Source organism: Methylophilus sp., from assembly GCF_052437885.1.
GTDB lineage: Bacteria > Pseudomonadota > Gammaproteobacteria > Burkholderiales > Methylophilaceae > Methylophilus.
Map to the genome: position 1 here is coordinate 16,197 of NZ_JBQVPB010000003.1, position 15,531 is coordinate 31,727.

18 protein-coding genes are annotated in these 15,531 nt (G+C 54.2%); 8 read left to right on the forward strand and 10 right to left on the reverse strand.

What is annotated here, in order from left to right:
- Positions 1-230: 230 nt before the first annotated feature.
- The 3 genes from ACT6RZ_RS03460 (at position 231) to ACT6RZ_RS03470 (ending at position 2,866) form a co-directional block, all read left to right on the forward strand.
- Positions 231-1,658, forward strand: a complete 1,428-nt coding sequence (locus ACT6RZ_RS03460) for a CHASE3 domain-containing protein (protein WP_444700796.1) — start codon at positions 231-233, stop codon at positions 1,656-1,658.
- Between the two features lie 151 nt (positions 1,659-1,809).
- A complete protein-coding gene (locus ACT6RZ_RS03465) occupies positions 1,810-2,325 on the forward strand; it encodes a BON domain-containing protein (RefSeq protein WP_444700797.1) in 516 nt (171 codons plus the stop codon).
- A gap of 142 nt (positions 2,326-2,467) precedes the next feature.
- Positions 2,468-2,866 carry a BON domain-containing protein gene (locus ACT6RZ_RS03470; RefSeq protein WP_444700798.1) on the forward strand — a complete coding sequence of 133 codons (399 nt, stop codon included), beginning with the start codon at positions 2,468-2,470 and terminating at the stop codon, positions 2,864-2,866.
- A 69-nt stretch (positions 2,867-2,935) separates the two neighbouring features.
- Here ACT6RZ_RS03470 and ACT6RZ_RS03475 read toward each other — a convergent pair whose 3' ends face one another.
- Positions 2,936-3,556, reverse strand: a complete 621-nt coding sequence (locus tag ACT6RZ_RS03475) for a lipocalin family protein (RefSeq protein ID WP_444700799.1) — start codon at positions 3,554-3,556, stop codon at positions 2,936-2,938.
- A gap of 74 nt (positions 3,557-3,630) precedes the next feature.
- On the opposite strand from ACT6RZ_RS03475, the gene ACT6RZ_RS03480 reads away from it, so the two are divergent.
- A complete protein-coding gene (locus ACT6RZ_RS03480; protein WP_444700800.1) occupies positions 3,631-4,080 on the forward strand; it encodes a glycine zipper domain-containing protein in 450 nt (149 codons plus the stop codon).
- 98 nt (positions 4,081-4,178) lie between these two features.
- Here the strand turns inward: ACT6RZ_RS03480 and sugE are convergent, their stop codons facing one another.
- Together sugE and ACT6RZ_RS03490 are read right to left on the reverse strand one after the other, a co-directional pair.
- Positions 4,179-4,499 carry a quaternary ammonium compound efflux SMR transporter SugE gene (gene sugE / locus ACT6RZ_RS03485; RefSeq protein ID WP_444700801.1) on the reverse strand — a complete coding sequence of 107 codons (321 nt, stop codon included), beginning with the start codon at positions 4,497-4,499 and terminating at the stop codon, positions 4,179-4,181.
- Positions 4,500-4,591: 92 nt separating this feature from the next.
- Positions 4,592-5,305: a pseudouridine synthase gene (locus tag ACT6RZ_RS03490; RefSeq protein ID WP_444700802.1), complete on the reverse strand. Its 714-nt coding sequence runs from the start codon at positions 5,303-5,305 to the stop codon at positions 4,592-4,594.
- 112 nt (positions 5,306-5,417) lie between these two features.
- Between ACT6RZ_RS03490 and ACT6RZ_RS03495 the strand changes: the two genes are divergently transcribed.
- Complete coding sequence (locus ACT6RZ_RS03495) at positions 5,418-6,209, forward strand: TrmH family RNA methyltransferase (protein ID WP_444700803.1); 792 nt, start codon at positions 5,418-5,420, stop codon at positions 6,207-6,209.
- A 75-nt stretch (positions 6,210-6,284) separates the two neighbouring features.
- On the opposite strand, the gene hslO is transcribed toward ACT6RZ_RS03495, so the two are convergent.
- From hslO to ACT6RZ_RS03510, 3 genes are read right to left on the reverse strand one after another with little or no spacing between them, the layout of a single operon-like run.
- Positions 6,285-7,157, reverse strand: a complete 873-nt coding sequence (gene hslO, locus ACT6RZ_RS03500; RefSeq protein WP_444700804.1) for an Hsp33 family molecular chaperone HslO — start codon at positions 7,155-7,157, stop codon at positions 6,285-6,287.
- Positions 7,158-7,185: 28 nt separating this feature from the next.
- A complete protein-coding gene (gene gluQRS / locus ACT6RZ_RS03505; protein WP_444700805.1) occupies positions 7,186-8,067 on the reverse strand; it encodes a tRNA glutamyl-Q(34) synthetase GluQRS in 882 nt (293 codons plus the stop codon).
- Positions 8,068-8,376 carry a DUF3301 domain-containing protein gene (locus ACT6RZ_RS03510; protein WP_444700806.1) on the reverse strand — a complete coding sequence of 103 codons (309 nt, stop codon included), beginning with the start codon at positions 8,374-8,376 and terminating at the stop codon, positions 8,068-8,070. It lies immediately after the preceding gene.
- A 98-nt stretch (positions 8,377-8,474) separates the two neighbouring features.
- Between ACT6RZ_RS03510 and ACT6RZ_RS03515 the strand changes: the two genes are divergently transcribed.
- From ACT6RZ_RS03515 to pdxR, 3 genes are all read left to right on the forward strand, one after another.
- On the forward strand, positions 8,475-9,149 hold the full coding sequence (locus ACT6RZ_RS03515) for a hypothetical protein (RefSeq protein ID WP_444700807.1): 675 nt from the start codon (positions 8,475-8,477) through the stop codon (positions 9,147-9,149).
- Between the two features lie 210 nt (positions 9,150-9,359).
- The gene (locus ACT6RZ_RS03520; RefSeq protein WP_444700808.1) at positions 9,360-10,550 is read left to right on the forward strand and encodes an ammonium transporter; all 1,191 of its coding nucleotides are present in this window, start codon (positions 9,360-9,362) and stop codon (positions 10,548-10,550) included.
- A gap of 225 nt (positions 10,551-10,775) precedes the next feature.
- Positions 10,776-12,215, forward strand: a complete 1,440-nt coding sequence (gene pdxR, locus ACT6RZ_RS03525) for a MocR-like pyridoxine biosynthesis transcription factor PdxR (protein WP_444700809.1) — start codon at positions 10,776-10,778, stop codon at positions 12,213-12,215.
- A gap of 23 nt (positions 12,216-12,238) precedes the next feature.
- Here pdxR and ACT6RZ_RS03530 read toward each other — a convergent pair whose 3' ends face one another.
- The 4 genes from ACT6RZ_RS03530 to ACT6RZ_RS03545 all read right to left on the reverse strand — a co-directional run bounded on the left by ACT6RZ_RS03530 (position 12,239) and on the right by ACT6RZ_RS03545 (position 15,517).
- Positions 12,239-12,874: an FMN-dependent NADH-azoreductase gene (locus tag ACT6RZ_RS03530; RefSeq protein ID WP_444700810.1), complete on the reverse strand. Its 636-nt coding sequence runs from the start codon at positions 12,872-12,874 to the stop codon at positions 12,239-12,241.
- Positions 12,875-12,950: 76 nt separating this feature from the next.
- Positions 12,951-13,373 carry a cupin domain-containing protein gene (locus ACT6RZ_RS03535; protein WP_444700811.1) on the reverse strand — a complete coding sequence of 141 codons (423 nt, stop codon included), beginning with the start codon at positions 13,371-13,373 and terminating at the stop codon, positions 12,951-12,953.
- 36 nt (positions 13,374-13,409) lie between these two features.
- Positions 13,410-14,171: an SDR family oxidoreductase gene (locus ACT6RZ_RS03540; RefSeq protein WP_444700812.1), complete on the reverse strand. Its 762-nt coding sequence runs from the start codon at positions 14,169-14,171 to the stop codon at positions 13,410-13,412.
- A 239-nt stretch (positions 14,172-14,410) separates the two neighbouring features.
- Positions 14,411-15,517, reverse strand: a complete 1,107-nt coding sequence (locus tag ACT6RZ_RS03545; RefSeq protein ID WP_444700813.1) for an NADH:flavin oxidoreductase/NADH oxidase — start codon at positions 15,515-15,517, stop codon at positions 14,411-14,413.
- Positions 15,518-15,531 lie beyond the last annotated feature (14 nt).

The window sequence follows — 15,531 nt, forward strand, 5'->3', positions numbered from 1 at the left end:
TCTACATGGAGCCATGTTACGCATTGGCCGCCGCACCCCCTATCAGCTGGTGACCGATATGCAAGTCAGAATCGTCTGACAAAGCGCATACATGCTAGCGGCTTGTATCTATGCATTGCTGATATAGGCTAACACCGTTATGATGCACTCAATAGTTTATTAACCACTGCAACATAAAAAAACAGGTGTCCGTATTGCTGATTTAACACATCCAGCATCAAATAATTGCCATGCAAAATATTAGAGTTTATCTTATCGCGCTGCTAGATCGGATGGAAAAGGTCGGTGAGACCTTCGGCGGGAACACTGTGGCATTATTAACCGTCAGCCTGGTACTGGCTGCCGCCATGCTGGTGTTCAATGACAGGTTGATCGTCAACACCAGTGAGAAGACCGATGCCTTGACCACGCTGGATAGACTGATCACCGAGACCTGGCAGACGCGCGCCAACCTGGCGATCGCCGAGAGTGCGCAACGCGGCTACCTGCTGACGCGTTCCGACGCCTATTTCCGTCCTTATGATGAAGCCACCGGCCAGATCACCGCGCATATCCACAATATCAACAAGCTGCTGGGCCGCACCAATCTGACCAGACACCCTGCCATCCAAAGTCTGATGACCGAGCTGGTCAATAGCATAGCCAAAAAGTCGGCCGAGATGAGTGTGACCATAGATTTAGCCAAGAAACGCCAGTTTGACAAGGCGCTGGCGGTGGTCAAGCTGGATTCAGGCATGAAGGAGAGCCGCAATATACAGATGTTGTCGCGGCAGTTTGAAAAACAGGTCCTGAACTACCGGGCCGAGCTGGCCGATACGCGCAATAACACCCGGCGTATGATGCGCTGGTTCGTCATGGCATGTCCGCTGATCTTTGTCTCGCTGGTGGTACTGGTGATCAAGCGTTTATTGCGCGAGCTGGCAGAAAAAGCCAAGTTGCACGAGCGGCTCACCAATGAGAACACCGAATACGAGCGCAATATCCAAAGCCTGCGTACCAAGCTGCAGGGCGAGGCCTTACAGGCGCAAACCAATGTCGAGCGCGAGCGCTTCCAGTTATCCAGAGAGCTGCACGACGAACTGGGTTCTTTGCTGACCGCTATTAAAATGGATGTTTCCTGGGCGATCAAGCATCTGAAAGATGAATTGCCGCAAGTCACCGAGAAACTGAAAAAGACCAATCAGTATCTGGACCGCAGTATCAATTTCAAACGCGAGATCGTGCAGAACCTGCATCCTTCCATGATCAAGACCTTCGGCCTGAATGCCTCGCTGCAGAACCTGCTCGATGAAGCCAGCGGCCGCAACCAATGGCAAATGGATGTCATCATGCCCGAGCGTGAACTGCTGATCAACGAGACCCTGAGCCTGATCATCTACCGCGTGGTGCAAGAGAGCCTGAACAATTGCAGCAAATATGCCAAGGCGACCAAGGTAGCCGTGCATTTGCTGCATGATGACCAATATATCAAAGTCGAGATCGTCGATAACGGCGTAGGCTTTGACACCAGCCACCTGAATAATACCTCTACTGGTATTAACGGCCTACGCAACCGCGTCGAATCTATCGGTGGTCATTACGAGATATTCAGCTCGCCGCAACAGGGTGCAAGCACACGCGTGCTATTGCCTTACCTCAAAGAAGGAACTTCTTATTAACGTTTGTTTACATTTGGTCCGTGTAGTCGTATTCTGACACTGATTTCAGTCATTTGACGACTGACCGGCTTTTCCCTCCTCTTTATCATGGCAACACATGACACCACATATGAATGTGGGCAATTGAAAAAGAAGAGTAAAAGGAGACCTCATGTTAATTACAACATTCAAGCAAGCGACTATTTTTGGTGGCTTGTTAGCAGCAACGATCACTTTGAACGCTTTCGCATTTGACCTTAATGAAGTTCAAAACGGCGATAAACCATATCTGGAGCAGTTCAATTCTCTGGACAAGAATGCCAACGAGACCCTGAACTGGTCTGAAGCAAAAGCTGACAAAGGCGTCAAACAAAAAGACTTTAAAACCTTTGATACTGACAATGATGGCAGCCTGACCTATGACGAATATGCCGAGTTAAAAACCAAGACCGGCCAGAAAGTCATTAAAACAGCGATGTCTGATAGCTGGATCACGACTAAAGTGAAAGCGCGCCTGCTGGAAGAAGAGGCCTTGAAATCACTGAAGATCAGCGTAGAAACGCATAAAGGTGAAGTATTGCTGAGCGGTTTTGTCGCAGACTCATCGCTTAAATCAAAAGCTGAAGAACTGGTTTCCAGCGTTGAAGGTGTGAAATCTGTGAAAAACGCTATCGTAGTCAAAGGTTAACGAAACACCCTTTGCAAGCTACGTACCTCTCCCAAAGAAGTAGCTTGCTCTTTTTTTTCGGTGGGCTGTCCAAAGAAACACATGTGTTGACGATTCATCCTCGACGACCTGGACAGTCTGCCATCTAACCAAAGGAAGCATCATGAAAAATACTAAATTTTATATGACAGCTGGTGCACTTGTTTCACTGTTATTGACTGCGAATGTGAACGCATTGCCTGCAGGCGAACCCATGTACAAGTTCTTGCCTAGCGATACCGTGGTTGAAAACGTGAAAACCAATCTGCAAAGCCACGGCATAGACACTGCAAAACTGCAGGTCGATTCAGATGCCAAAGGCGTGGTGCAATTGTCCGGCCTGGTCGCTTCTAAACAGGATGCCGAAGTAGCTACCCAGATCGCCAAACAGTCCGACGGTGTATATGCCGTACTTGGCCAGTGGCGCTATGAGCTGGCACCAGTGCCGGTAGATTCAGATGCTGCCCAGGAAAAAACCTCGGCTGTCAGCGATGACACGGCAGCACCAGCTGAAACACAATGAACAGATCGGGAGGGGCAGCCCTCCCGGGGTTCTTCCAAGCAGGAACTGATGCTTTTGGAACACCATATGTCAACCGGGTTTGTGCTCGACCTGGTTGACCTGTCTGATAAAAAGTAATTGCTCTGTTGCAAAGCCCAGCTGCTTTGCCTGCGCCACTAATCGCGCTTTGACCGCATCTTCCAGCTGTGGCGTACGTGACAATATCCAAAGATACTGGCTTCCGCTACTCACCAGTGCATAGCGGTAATCAGCTTTCCCCATCTCATGCCTGTCCGCTTCTTCCTCCCCGTCTAGTGCCAGAATATTGTATTCGCCATAAAACGGCCTGAAAAACGATACTTTCAGTTTGCCGCTGCGCTTGCCATCTGCCTGTGCGGCATCTATGAATTTAGCGGTGCCGACCGCTTCATGCCAGGCTTTTTCCTGAGTATCAAAACCACGGTTTACCACCTTGATGCTGCCGTCCGCTTGCAGGCTGTAATGCGCGCTGACTTGTTGCAGCCCTTTTTCAAAAGAGTTATCCAGCCTGGCGATCTCATACCATTTGCCCAGATACAGCTCGGGGTTGAAACTGCGGATGATGGCCTGCTCTGCCTGGGGCGGCATGGGTTCTGAACAGCCTGCCAGGTTCAGCATCAGCAGTAAAATAACCGCGCTATTTCTCAAGGCCGACAGCTGTTGAATATTCATAAATTAATTTAATAATAAATATTGGTCTAGCGTTTAAAATAACACCATTTTCAACACAACGGTTTAATTAAGAAATGAATCAATATTTGAATATGTGCGTATTCGCTGGCGTGCTGGCTGTGCTTTCAACACCGGCCTTGGCAGATAACCTGGAAACCGGGCTGGGCGGTGGACTGGGCGCAGCTGCGGGGACCGCAGTCGGTGGTGTACTGGGCGGCAGTACCGGTGAGATCGTCGGTGGCGCAGTCGGTGGCGGTTTAGGCGGTGCGGTCACCACCGGGCGCGCCGGAAAGACCGGTGCGATTATTGGTGGCGCGGCAGGTGGTGCGACCGGCGCGGCTGTAGGCCGCAAAGTCAGCGGCACCACCGCAGGTGCTGTGATAGGCGCTGGGGTAGGCGGTGCCGGTGGTGCGGTGATAGGCAAAGAGATCGATGAGCCTGACCCGTATGTCAAACGCTATAGGGGTAAAAAAGGCAAGAAGCATGGGCACGGCCATGGCCGTGGGCATCACAAGCACGACTAAGCCTATTTGCATGTAGCCTGCATCAAAACAGGGCTAAAGACATTGACGCTGGATAACTGGATGTTAAGCTCTGCTTTTACAACAGCAGGGCGCTGGCATCAGCCAGGCGAGGCCAGTTTCAGGCCTATGATACCGGCGATGATCAGTAGCAGGCTGATGATACGCAATGGCGATACTGGTTCGTTGAACAGCCAGATACCTAAAATCACGGTGCCTACCGCGCCTATGCCTACCCAAATGGCATAGGCGGTGCCTACCGGCAGGGTTTTGACGCTCAGGCCTAGCAACCAGACACTGATCACCATCGCCGCAATGGTCCAGAACGAGGGCCAAAAGCGGCTGAAGCCATCGGTATATTTCAAGCCTATGGCCCAGGCGGTTTCAAACAAACCGGCAATCACCAATATCAGCCAGGTCATAACTTTCCCTTTTTTAAAATGTAGCTCTAAAATGTAGTTCTAAAATGTATCTGATTTAATGCGCTATCGCATTGACAGGCCGCGAGTAGGAATCAGGGTTTGAGCGCCGCCAGGTCGTGCTCTGATAACCAGCGCCATTCACCCGGCTGTAGATCTTCAGGCAGCGCCAGACGGCCGATTTTAATGCGCTTCAGGCACTCTACGCGGTTGCCCATGGCCGCGATCATGCGTTTGACCTGGTGGTATTTACCTTCTGCCAGCGTCATGTGGATCACGTTTTCTGAAACACGGCTGACCTCCAGCGCGGCGATGGTCTGTTCTTCATCTATCAGTTTTACGCCTGCCAGCAGTGTTTGCAGGTCGCTGTCGCTCACCGCATGTTTGCAGGTGACGGCATAGATTTTTGGCACATGGTGTTTGGGGGAGCTGACCTTATGAATAAACTGGCCATCATCTGATAACAGGATAAGCCCGGTAGTGTCTTCGTCCAGCCTGCCTATGCATTGAATATCGCGTTCCACCAGTGGTGGCGGTAACAGCGAGTATATGGTCGGGTGAAACTGGGTTTTATGCGAGCACTCGTAATGTGCCGGTTTATGCATCATCAGGTAGCTGTGTTCGCGATATTCCCAGGCGACACCATCAATAGTGAAGTGCAGGTTCTCAAGCGCGAAAAGTGCGTCGGGGTCGTTGCACAGCTCGCCATTGACGGTGACTTGTTCGTTGATGATGAGGATACGACACATTTTGCGTGTGCCAAAGCCTTGCCGTTGCAATATACGTTCTAGATCGAGTTTTTTAGCCATGGCCGGAATTATACGCGAATCCTGCTGCTGGCTCGCTGTGCCTGGCTTTAGCATTGGCCAGTTTGGCGGTGTATGGCTGTCATGCTGGCCGCTACTCACGTACAATGCCGGCATGGCTTTCAAACACATCACCTCCCGCGATAATCCCGTCTACAAACACTTGCGCAAGCTGGCCGACAATGCACGTGAGCGCAAAAAGAGCGGGCTGACCCTGCTGGAAGGCGTGCACCTGATTGAAGCCTACGTGCAGACACAGGGCGAGCCGCAGCTGATGATCATTCCCGAGGGCAAAAGCAGCCTGGAAGCGACTGACCTCATGCAGCATCTGGTGGACGTAGATACCATCATGCTACCCACGCTGATGTTTGCCGATCTGGCGCCAGTCACCAGCAGTAGCGGCATCATGGCTCTGGTGCCGGTGCCGGAGATCGCTTTGCCGGCGACTGTGGATTTTGCCCTGCTGATAGAGGATATACAGGACCCGGGTAATCTGGGCAGCATGTTGCGCACTGCTGCGGCTGCCGGGGTGCAGGTGGCCTACCTGACCCAGGGCTGTACCGATGCCTGGTCACCCAAGGCGTTGCGTGGTGGTCAGGGCGCGCAGCTGATATTGCCGCTGGTGGAAAATGTAGTTGCGCGGGAAGTGGTGCAACAGTTCGCCGGACTGACGCTGGCATTGACCATGCAGGGCGACAGCCTGTTTGCACAACCATTGCGCGAGCCGGTGCTGTTTGCCGTCGGTAACGAAGGTGCCGGCATTTCGGCTGCACTGCAACATGCAGTACAAAGCTGTGTCAGCATCCCGATGGCGCATCAGGGGGTGTTGGCACTGGAATCACTCAATGCTGCCGCGGCCACCGCGGTCGCCCTGTTTGAGTGCAGGCGCCAGCGTACAGCAGCTTAAATCCGGCCAGTACTGAAAGTGTGTCGGCCTGATGCCAGCCCGGCCTATTTCAGCCAGCCGGCAATGTCAGCCGGCTCAGTGGGTGATTTCGTGGTCATCGTTGCCATCGAATATCGCCAGCGCTTCCTGTTCATCCACCACATACTGCTTGTGACAGAAATCACACTGGATCTGCACGCTGCCTTGTTCTGCGATGATGCTGCGTACTTCAGCCTGGCCCAGCATTTGCAGCATATTGGTCACCGTGGTTTGCGAACAGCTGCAAAAGGCGCGCACCGGGCGGCCTTCAAACAGGCGTAGATCTTCCTCGACAAACAGGCGCTGTAACAGTGTTTCAGTGTCCAGGTCCAGCAACTCTCTGTCGGTGATAGTCGCGGCCAGATGCTGGATACGGTTCCAGCAATCGAGGTCAGACTCTTGCTGCTGCGGTAATTTTTGCACCAGCAGGCCGGCAGCGCGGTCACCCTCAGCCGCCAGCCATAACTTGGTGTCTATCTGCTGCGAGCGCAGCATATAGTTCTCCAGCATGCTGGCAATGCTGTCGCCTTCCAGAGGCACTATGCCCTGGTAGGGTTCGCCATCTTCCGGCATCAGCGTGATCACCAGCTGGCCTTGCTCCAGCCACTGGCTCAGGTGGTCGCCATGCAATTCTTCATGTATTTTAGCCGTGGCACGGATATCCATTTCCGAAGTGCATTCAACCACCAGCAATTGCAATGCGCCTTTGCTTTGCAGTTGCAAAATCAGTTTGCCCTGCATCTTGAGGGTAGAAGTCAGCAGCACACTGGCAGCAGTGAATTCGCCTATCACTTTTTTCAGGGCAGGCGGTAAGGGCTGGTGCTCAAGCGCGGTGTACAGGCTTTGATCCAGGTGTACACAGTTACCGCGTACTGCGGACTGTTCGAAAATAAACTGGTGTAGCTGGTCTTGCGATGGGTGTAGTGTCATGCAGGTATTTTACCATTGATGGCAAAGCTTAGCTGTGCTGCGCTGCTGTGATGTGTGGCAATTGCCAGTGTGACAGGGCCCATTGCCAGATGCCATCCACAGAATATGTATGTATAGCATCCGGCAGCGGCTGCTGCAAAAATGCCAGCGCAGCGATCAAGGTGGCTTTGATATTGTCGCTAGGCAAGGCCTGCGCCAGTGTCTGCTTGCTGAGTTTCTGGCCGTCGCGATTGATGACCACGGGAATATGCGCATATAGCGGTGTGGGGTAGCCCAGCAACTGTTGCAGGTAGATCTGGCGGGTGGTCGAGTTCAATAGATCCGCGCCACGCACGATATGAGTCACCCCTTGCAAGGCATCATCCACCACCACTGCCAGCTGGTAGCTGAATACGCCATCTGCCCGTTTGAGCACAAAGTCACCAATGGCGGATGCCAGTGCATGTTGCTGGTGGCCCTGTATCAGATCGGTAAAGCTGATAGGCGCCGCCTGCGTTTTTAAGCGCCAGGCGGCCGCGGTGTCTGTCGCAACAGCATGTGTACGGCAGGTGCCAGGATAAATAGCGCCTTCTATACCCTGCATGGTGCTGGAATCAGCGATCTCTTTGCGTGAGCAGGTGCAGGCATACACCAGCGCTCGTGCCTGCAGTTGTTCCAGCATCTGCTGGTAAAGCGCACTGCGCTGGCTCTGGTACACCACCTCGCCATCCCAGGCAAAACCATAGGCGGCCAGTGTGCGTATGATATCGTCACTGGCACCTTTGATACTGCGGGTGCTGTCTACATCTTCTATGCGCAACAGCCACTGGCCGCCACGTTGTCTGGCGTCGCAATAGCTGGCGACGGCCGCCACCAGCGAGCCAAAGTGCAAGGGCCCGGTGGGTGAGGGGGCAAAGCGGCCTATCGTCATTTATTGGGTGGCGTAGGGCGGGATATGCCAGGACAGCAGTTGCCCGCCACGCAATTGCAAATGGCAGGCCATGCGTTCCAGGCCCTGGCTGGAGACATCAAAGGTGTAGGTGCGCAGTAATTGCATGCGGCCATTGCCATCCCTGGCAAAGCCCACGCGCGAACAGGCGACTGTTTCATCAAGAAACTGCAACTGCCAGCGCTCGGCGAGTTGCCGCCCCAGCTTGAGCGCGATCTCGCGCTTGGAAACCGAGTCTATCCAGAACCAGGCGCCAGCGACCATCAGTGCCAGTAATGCCCATTCAGCCATTTGCTCTCTCCTGTAAACCGGAGCCGCTTTTCAGTGTATGATGCAAGTGAGTCAGTGCCAAAATCTCATTCCTTATTTTCAATTCAGTACAGTGTGCCATGAGTTCATCACGCGAAACAGACGCAATCCAGGCTTATTATAATTTATTGCATGGCAAGGGTGCGGATGACGCCATTATGGCGGAACGCGATGCCGTACTAAGTGAATTGTGCCCAATGCTGGAAAATCAAGAGTGCAGCAGCGCAGTTTATCGCAAGGCGGTCGATGATTGCCTGGAAGACAAACCGGCACAACGCTGGCCAGAGCTGCTGACCATTATCCGCGAGTTTTATCCTTTCTGGCGTGGCGATGTCAAAGCCATCATGCAATATGCCGACACGGTAGGTTTTGAATTACACCTGATAGGCTGGCAACCGGCAGTGATAGATCTGCAATCAGTCTGGCCCGCATTGCAGGCCGAAAAATTCGCTACTTCTGAACTATGGGCCTTGAACGGTTATGTCAAAGCGCTGAAATCCATGGAGCAGAAACCTGAAATGGATATAGAAGTACGCACACGCATGGCCAAGCTGATGCTGCTGCGTATGCGCGACGCCCCGCTGACCGAGAAGAACGCTTACCGTATCACTGCCGATGCGACATTGCCTTTATTCAACCTCAAACACACCCGGCATATCTTCCTCAATGCCGTGCGTGAGTTTTATTATTTCTGGGCAGCACACCCCGAAGCAGAACTGATGTTCAAACAATTGCAGCCTTCAGAGATCATGTGATCCGCGATATTCTGCAATCTGCACCAAAAAAGTGCAATGCACTTTTATGAGTTCAATTTTGGTGCATTTTGTGGCCTGGTCAAAAACTAATTCCTTTTAAATCAATCATATAATAATGGTCTGATAATTGCTTATCCTCTGCGAATTTTAGAAAAAAGGCGCGCCTGCGGGCAAAGCGCCATTCGTTAAAATATTATTCGGAGAGCGAAAATGGAAGCATTAGTGTCAGCTAATGACGTCTTGTTTGTATTGCTGGGGGCCATCATGGTACTGGCGATGCATGCCGGTTTTGCATTTTTGGAAGTCGGCACCGTGCGTCAAAAAAACCAGGTCAACGCCCTGGTCAAAATCATGGTGGATTTTTGTGTGTCTACCATCGCCTATTTTTTCATTGGTTACAGCATCGCCTACGGCATCAACTTTTTCAGCGGTGCCGATGTGCTGGCCGCTAAAAGTGGCTACGAGCTGGTGAAATTCTTTTTCCTGCTGACTTTTGCCGCGGCTATCCCCGCCATCGTCTCCGGCGGCATTGCCGAGCGCGCCAAGTTCAATCCGCAAATGGCGGCTACTTTCCTTATCGTGGGTTTCGTCTATCCGTTTTTTGAAGGCATCGCCTGGAATAACCATTTCGGTTTTCAGGATTGGTTAAAGGCCAGCTTTGGCGCCGGTTTCCATGACTTTGCCGGTTCCATCGTCGTGCATGCCATGGGTGGCTGGATCGCGCTCGCTGCCGTTATTCTGTTAGGCGCCCGCAGTGGCCGCTACACCAAAGAGGGTCGCTTGCATGCCTACCCGCCTTCCAATATCCCTTTCCTGGCATTGGGTGCCTGGATACTCACGGTCGGCTGGTTCGGTTTTAACGTCATGTCGGCGCAGTCCATACAGAATATTTCCGGCCTGGTAGCCGTCAACTCGCTGATGGCATTGGCCGGTGGCACCCTGGCGGCATTGATCCTGGGCAAGAACGACCCCGGCTTTGTACACAACGGCCCGCTGGCAGGCCTGGTTGCCGTCTGTGCCGGTTCAGATGTGATGCACCCATTAGGCGCACTGGTCACCGGCGGCGTGGCAGGGGTCATCTTTGTCTGGGCCTTCACCATGACGCAGAACCGTCTGAAGATCGATGACGTGCTGGGCGTGTGGCCGCTGCACGGCTTGTGCGGCGCCTGGGGTGGTATCGCCGCAGGCATCTTCGGCAGCGCCAGCCTGGGTGGTATGGGCGGCGTCAGCCTGGTCAGCCAGTTGCTGGGCACACTGGCAGGTATCAGCATCGCCGTGGTCGGCGGTGGTCTGGTCTATGGTTTGCTGAAGGCGCTGGTAGGCATACGCCTGGATGCAGAATCAGAGTTTGATGGCGCCGACCTGAGCATACATAAGATACCATCAGTGTCGGGTGATTAGAGATACCGTCAGTGTCGGGGGATTAGAGATACCGTCAGTGTCGGGGGATTAGCGCTTAAGCCTGTCACCGCCGCCAACAAAAAGCCCTCTATGCAAATTGAGGGCTTTTTGCTTGATTGTGACGCAAGCCGTTGGGTGAGCATGTGCTGCCGTCAAAAGACTCTCCTGACTATCGCCTGCGTCAGGTATCATCAACACATCATAAACGGTGCAGACGGCTGATTGATGGAAACTCCGGCAAAAAAACTGATACAACTGGACCCCCACACCGCACAGCCTATTCATCTGCAGATCTATCACCGTTTTAAAGCCGCCATTGAAAGCAACCTGCTGAAAGATGGCGATCGTATTCCTTCTACCCGTACCCTTGCCAGTGAGCTGGATGTGGCCAGGGGCACGGTGGAAAGTGCCTATGCCATGCTGCTGGGTGAAGGGGTGTTTGAATCCAGGGGGCAGTCTGGTACTTATGTCTGCAGTCAGCTGCGCAAAGCGGCGACCAAGCAACTGCGGACCATGGCTACGCCGGCCCCTGAGCGTGCCAGCCAGCCTGCCAATCTTGAATTGGCGCCATCTATTTCGCATGTCTATCTGCCCGGCTGCCCGGCATTTGATGCTTTCCCGAGGAAAGTCTGGGCGCGCCTGAGCGGGCACAGGATGCGCAGCCTGTCAGCCGAAGAGATGCGCCTCAAGGAACCGCAAGGCTATACGCCGCTCAGGCAATCGATCGCCGCTTATCTGCGGCTGGCGCGCGGGGTGGTGTGTGAGCCAGAGCAGATCTTTATTACCAACGGTTACCAGGGCGCGCTGGATTTCTTAAGCAAAGTCCTGAAATTCCAGGGTGAAAGTATCTGGATGGAAGACCCCGGTTTTTTGCTGGCAGCGATGCTGCTCAAAGACCTGGGCGCGAATATCGTGCATGTGCCTATCGATGAGGAAGGCCTGATCGTCAGTGCCGGTATAGCGCAATGCCCGCAGGCCAAACTGGCAATCGTGACGCCCTCGCATCACAGCCCGCTGGGGCTGACACTGTCGGCCGCGCGGCGCATGCAATTGCTGGAATGGGCCAGCCAGCACGATGCCTGGGTGATTGAGGACGACTACGATGGCGAGTTCCGCTATTCCGGCTATCCGCTGCCTTCGCTGAAAAGCCTGGATCAGTACGACAGGGTGATTTATGCCGGCAGTTTCAGCAAAACCATTTTTCCTTCCCTGAAGATCGGTTATATCGTGGTGCCGCCCGGTCTGGTCGATGCCTGCCAGGAGAAAGCGTTTATCTACCAGCGCGGGTTCTCAATCACCACGCAGATGGTGGTGAATGACTTTATCACTGAAGGGCATTTTTCCCGCCACCTGAAAAAGATGCGTGATCTATATGCGCACCGGCGCGAGCTGACCAGCCAGGCGCTGGTGGATGTGCTGGAACCGCATATCCAGGTCAGCTCGCACAAAAATGGCATGCACTTTGTGGCTGCGCTGGATAAGCAATATGCAGATACGCAGGTGTGCGCCGGTTTCAACCAGCTGGGTTATGGCATACACCCGATCTCAACCTGGAGCGTAGGCGCGGCGCATAATGGCCTGATCATAGGCTTTACCAATGTGGCGAACAGGAAAGTCGCTGAAGAAACTGCGCTCAAGCTCAAACACAGTTTTCTGGCGGCTTAAATGCCAGCCAGTGTCCTGGCGGTTCAAATATCGGCCAGCCAGCGTCTGGCAAGTGCATCCAGGGTCTGGCGGGCCTGGGCCAGCAGTTGCGTGCTGGCAACACTGTCATTAGTTTCCAGCGGCTGCACATCAACGAATACCGGGTCATCGGCGCCCATAAATGCAAAGGCGGCCTGCAAGGCCGGACGCAGTGCATCCATCTTTTGCCACGGGCTGCCAGGCCGCAGATCAGCGCCTCTGGTGGTGATAAACAATATTTTGTGCTGCGCCAGCTTGCCGGTGGTGCTGCCGTCTGCATGCAGGGTATAGGTCAGGTTGACACGCACCAGCTGATCTATCAATGCCTTGAAACTGGCAGGCATGCAGAAGTTGTACATAGGCATGGCGCATACCAGCATATCCGCCATCAGGGCGCGTGCGCAAAGATTATCCGAGTACGACAGCGCCTGCTTCATGGCCGGGCTGCGATCAGCGGCCTTGGTATATATCGCCTCGATAAACGTGGCGCTCAGCGGTGGCGGGCTGTCTGCTGCCGTGTCTATATAATCCAGCGCCAGGTCGGGCATACCTAGTCTGAGCCGTGCTATAAAATAGGCCGACAGCATTTTAGAACTGGAATGCGCGCGTTTCGCGCTGGCATCGATCTGCAACACTCTCATTGTTTGCCCCCGTTCATTCTGGCTGAAAGCAATGGGCCGGATGCATTCCGTGATCGCATCCGGCAGTGATGAGCGCTTAGTCTACAGGCATCACTGGTGGTTTGTTTTTGTCTTTCAGCAGCAACACCACGAACTTTGCCGGCTTGGTTTTGCTGGCGTTACGGCCTATGGTGTGTATGTCTTGCGGGCCTTCATAAAAACTTTGCCCTGGGCCCAGATGCTGCTCCTTGCCGCCCTTGACCGCCATCACGATATTGCCTTGCAGCACATACACAAAACAATGCGCTTCGTGCTTGTGCGGTACTTCAACCTCGCCAGGTTTGTAATCTACGGTGAGCATGATGACTTCCTTGCCCGGAATATCCCCCAGGTCTTTGTTCATCAGCATGGTCAGGGCCGGGTGGTCGTGGCCGCCCTCATGCGCCATCACGGCGCTGCTGGAGAACGAAGCCAGGGTGGATAAAGCCAGTGTGACGAATAATGTTTTCAGCATGTGCATGATCTAACTCCTTTTCAATGGTGGGTATATAGCGGCTTACTTGAACGTTCTGGCCGGGTCAGCCAGCCATGCCTGCAGGCGGGTAGTGCCAAGCAAGGTGTGGTATTCGGGCGTGAGGGTAGTGTCATCTATCTTGAAGGTCTGCACATACAGTGCCTCCTCATCCGTGATCGATTCACGCCTATCGTTCTGCGCGACCAGGGCGCTGCGGGCGAACTCGCTGAGGGCGATCTTTTCTGGCCCGGCGATATCGACGATGCCGTTGTAAGGGCTGCCGCTGGCGATGCCGGCGATGGCGATTGCCACATCAATGGCTGCGATCGGTTGCAGTTTTGCCGAAGGCAGGCGCACCTGGTTGCCTGTGGTCGCCGCCTGGGCGATCAGCAGCACGAACTCATAGAACTGCGTGGCACGCGCAATGGTGTAAGGGATGCCGGAAGCTTTGATCAGGGCCTCCTGCTTCAGCTTGCCCTGAAAATAGCCCGAGTTCTGCAGCTTGTGGGTGCCGACCACAGACAGCGCGATATAGTGTTTGATGCCGCTGTCTTTCGCCGCCGCGATGATATTGCCAGTGGCCGTTTCAAAGAAGCTACGCGCGGCGTCATCCTCAAAGCTAGGCGCGTCCGTGGTGTCGATCACGATCTCTGCATCGTGCAACACGGCAGCCAGACCCTCAGCCGTGACTACATCTACACCCTGCTTACGCGTCGCGGCGACGACCGTGTGCCCTTGTGCCTGCAGCACGGCTACGACTTTGCTGCCTATCAATCCTGAACCGCCAAATACGACTACTCTCATGTGTCTCTCCTATAATTTATTTGAATAAATAAAACTTCACGACAGCAGCCATGGTAAAGAACTGCAGGGCGCGGCTACAGAGCCATCATTTGCATAAATGTATGGGCCATGTTGTGTAGCCGGCGCTTATGGCTAGCACTGCTAGCCTGCGAGGCAGGCGCTGATGCAGCCCCAGGTCAGGCCACATATGAAAAAACCTGCCGGGTGGCAGGTTTTTTACTGGGAGGTTAACAGCCGGATCAGGCTTCAGTCGGGCTTCTATATCTGGCCAGCCAGTGCGCATATGGCGCAGGCAAGACCCAGGCCGGGTTGTCCTGTTGCAGCTGTTTGGCAGCGTAGTAGGGCCAGTGCGGGTTTTCCAGGTGGGCGCGACCTATCATGGCTAGATCCAGCTCTTCATTACGGATAGCGTTGTCTGCCAGTGCTGGCGAGCCGAACCCCCAGGCGGATGAAACCGGGATGCCGGCCTCGTTGCGTACGCGTTGTGCGACGGGTGCCAGAAAGGCAGGGCCCCAGGGGATATTCGTTTCCGGGATGGTAAAGCCTACGCTGACACTCAGCATATCCAGCCCACGCTGTTTCCAGGCCTGCACTAATTGTATGGATTCGCTCAGGGTCTGTTCGTCATTGCCATCATATTCAATGACGCCGAATCGCGCGGTCAGCGGCAGGTTCTCCGGCCACACTGCACGTATCGCTTCCAGCGTCTCTATGGTGAAGCGCGAGCGGTTCTCAAAGCTGCCGCCGTAAATATCGGTGCGCTGGTTGGAGTGGGCAGAGGTGAAACTTTGCCCCAGGTAACCATGCGCAAAATGGATCTCCAGCCATTCAAAGCCTGCATCCAGCGCACGTTGGGCGGCGGCGGCAAAGTCATTCTTTACCCTGGCGATGTCTTCTATGCTCATTTGCTTGGGCACACGCGGCAGATCACCGCCAAACGCCAGCGCGGAAGGCGCGATGGTTTGCCAGGCGCGCGCGTCGGTTTCAGGGATATGGTCATCGCCCTGCCACGGTTTGTTGGCGCTGGCTTTGCGGCCTGCATGCGCGATCTGGATACCGGGCACTGCACCTGCGGCTTTGATGGCGGCGGCGATCTCGCGCAGTTTTTCTGCCTGTGCATCGTTCCATATGCCTAGGCAGCCGGGGGTGATACGGCCTTCAGGCGCAACGCCGGTGGCTTCTACGATCACCAGGCCACTGCCGCCACGCGCCAGGCTGGTGTAATGCGCGAGATGCCAGTCATTGACTACGCCATCTTCGGCCATATATTGGCACATGGGCGGGATAGCGATGCGGTTTCTGAGAGTGACGTCTTTTAATCGGTAGCTAGAAAACAAGTCAGCCATAGGGGGTCCTTTTG

What these genes read in the sequence shown, in the direction of transcription:
- ACT6RZ_RS03460 (WP_444700796.1), top strand. Translation starts at nt 231, where the DNA reads ATGCAAAATATTAGAGTTTATCTTATCGCGCTGCTAGATCGGATGGAA.
- ACT6RZ_RS03465 (WP_444700797.1), top strand. Translation starts at nt 1,810, where the DNA reads ATGTTAATTACAACATTCAAGCAAGCGACTATTTTTGGTGGCTTGTTA.
- ACT6RZ_RS03470 (WP_444700798.1), top strand. Translation starts at nt 2,468, where the DNA reads ATGAAAAATACTAAATTTTATATGACAGCTGGTGCACTTGTTTCACTG.
- ACT6RZ_RS03475 (WP_444700799.1), bottom strand. Translation starts at nt 3,556, where the DNA reads ATGAATATTCAACAGCTGTCGGCCTTGAGAAATAGCGCGGTTATTTTA.
- ACT6RZ_RS03480 (WP_444700800.1), top strand. Translation starts at nt 3,631, where the DNA reads ATGAATCAATATTTGAATATGTGCGTATTCGCTGGCGTGCTGGCTGTG.
- sugE (WP_444700801.1), bottom strand. Translation starts at nt 4,499, where the DNA reads ATGACCTGGCTGATATTGGTGATTGCCGGTTTGTTTGAAACCGCCTGG.
- ACT6RZ_RS03490 (WP_444700802.1), bottom strand. Translation starts at nt 5,305, where the DNA reads ATGGCTAAAAAACTCGATCTAGAACGTATATTGCAACGGCAAGGCTTT.
- ACT6RZ_RS03495 (WP_444700803.1), top strand. Translation starts at nt 5,418, where the DNA reads ATGGCTTTCAAACACATCACCTCCCGCGATAATCCCGTCTACAAACAC.
- hslO (WP_444700804.1), bottom strand. Translation starts at nt 7,157, where the DNA reads ATGACACTACACCCATCGCAAGACCAGCTACACCAGTTTATTTTCGAA.
- gluQRS (WP_444700805.1), bottom strand. Translation starts at nt 8,067, where the DNA reads ATGACGATAGGCCGCTTTGCCCCCTCACCCACCGGGCCCTTGCACTTT.
- ACT6RZ_RS03510 (WP_444700806.1), bottom strand. Translation starts at nt 8,376, where the DNA reads ATGGCTGAATGGGCATTACTGGCACTGATGGTCGCTGGCGCCTGGTTC.
- ACT6RZ_RS03515 (WP_444700807.1), top strand. Translation starts at nt 8,475, where the DNA reads ATGAGTTCATCACGCGAAACAGACGCAATCCAGGCTTATTATAATTTA.
- ACT6RZ_RS03520 (WP_444700808.1), top strand. Translation starts at nt 9,360, where the DNA reads ATGGAAGCATTAGTGTCAGCTAATGACGTCTTGTTTGTATTGCTGGGG.
- pdxR (WP_444700809.1), top strand. Translation starts at nt 10,776, where the DNA reads ATGGAAACTCCGGCAAAAAAACTGATACAACTGGACCCCCACACCGCA.
- ACT6RZ_RS03530 (WP_444700810.1), bottom strand. Translation starts at nt 12,874, where the DNA reads ATGAGAGTGTTGCAGATCGATGCCAGCGCGAAACGCGCGCATTCCAGT.
- ACT6RZ_RS03535 (WP_444700811.1), bottom strand. Translation starts at nt 13,373, where the DNA reads ATGCACATGCTGAAAACATTATTCGTCACACTGGCTTTATCCACCCTG.
- ACT6RZ_RS03540 (WP_444700812.1), bottom strand. Translation starts at nt 14,171, where the DNA reads ATGAGAGTAGTCGTATTTGGCGGTTCAGGATTGATAGGCAGCAAAGTC.
- ACT6RZ_RS03545 (WP_444700813.1), bottom strand. Translation starts at nt 15,517, where the DNA reads ATGGCTGACTTGTTTTCTAGCTACCGATTAAAAGACGTCACTCTCAGA.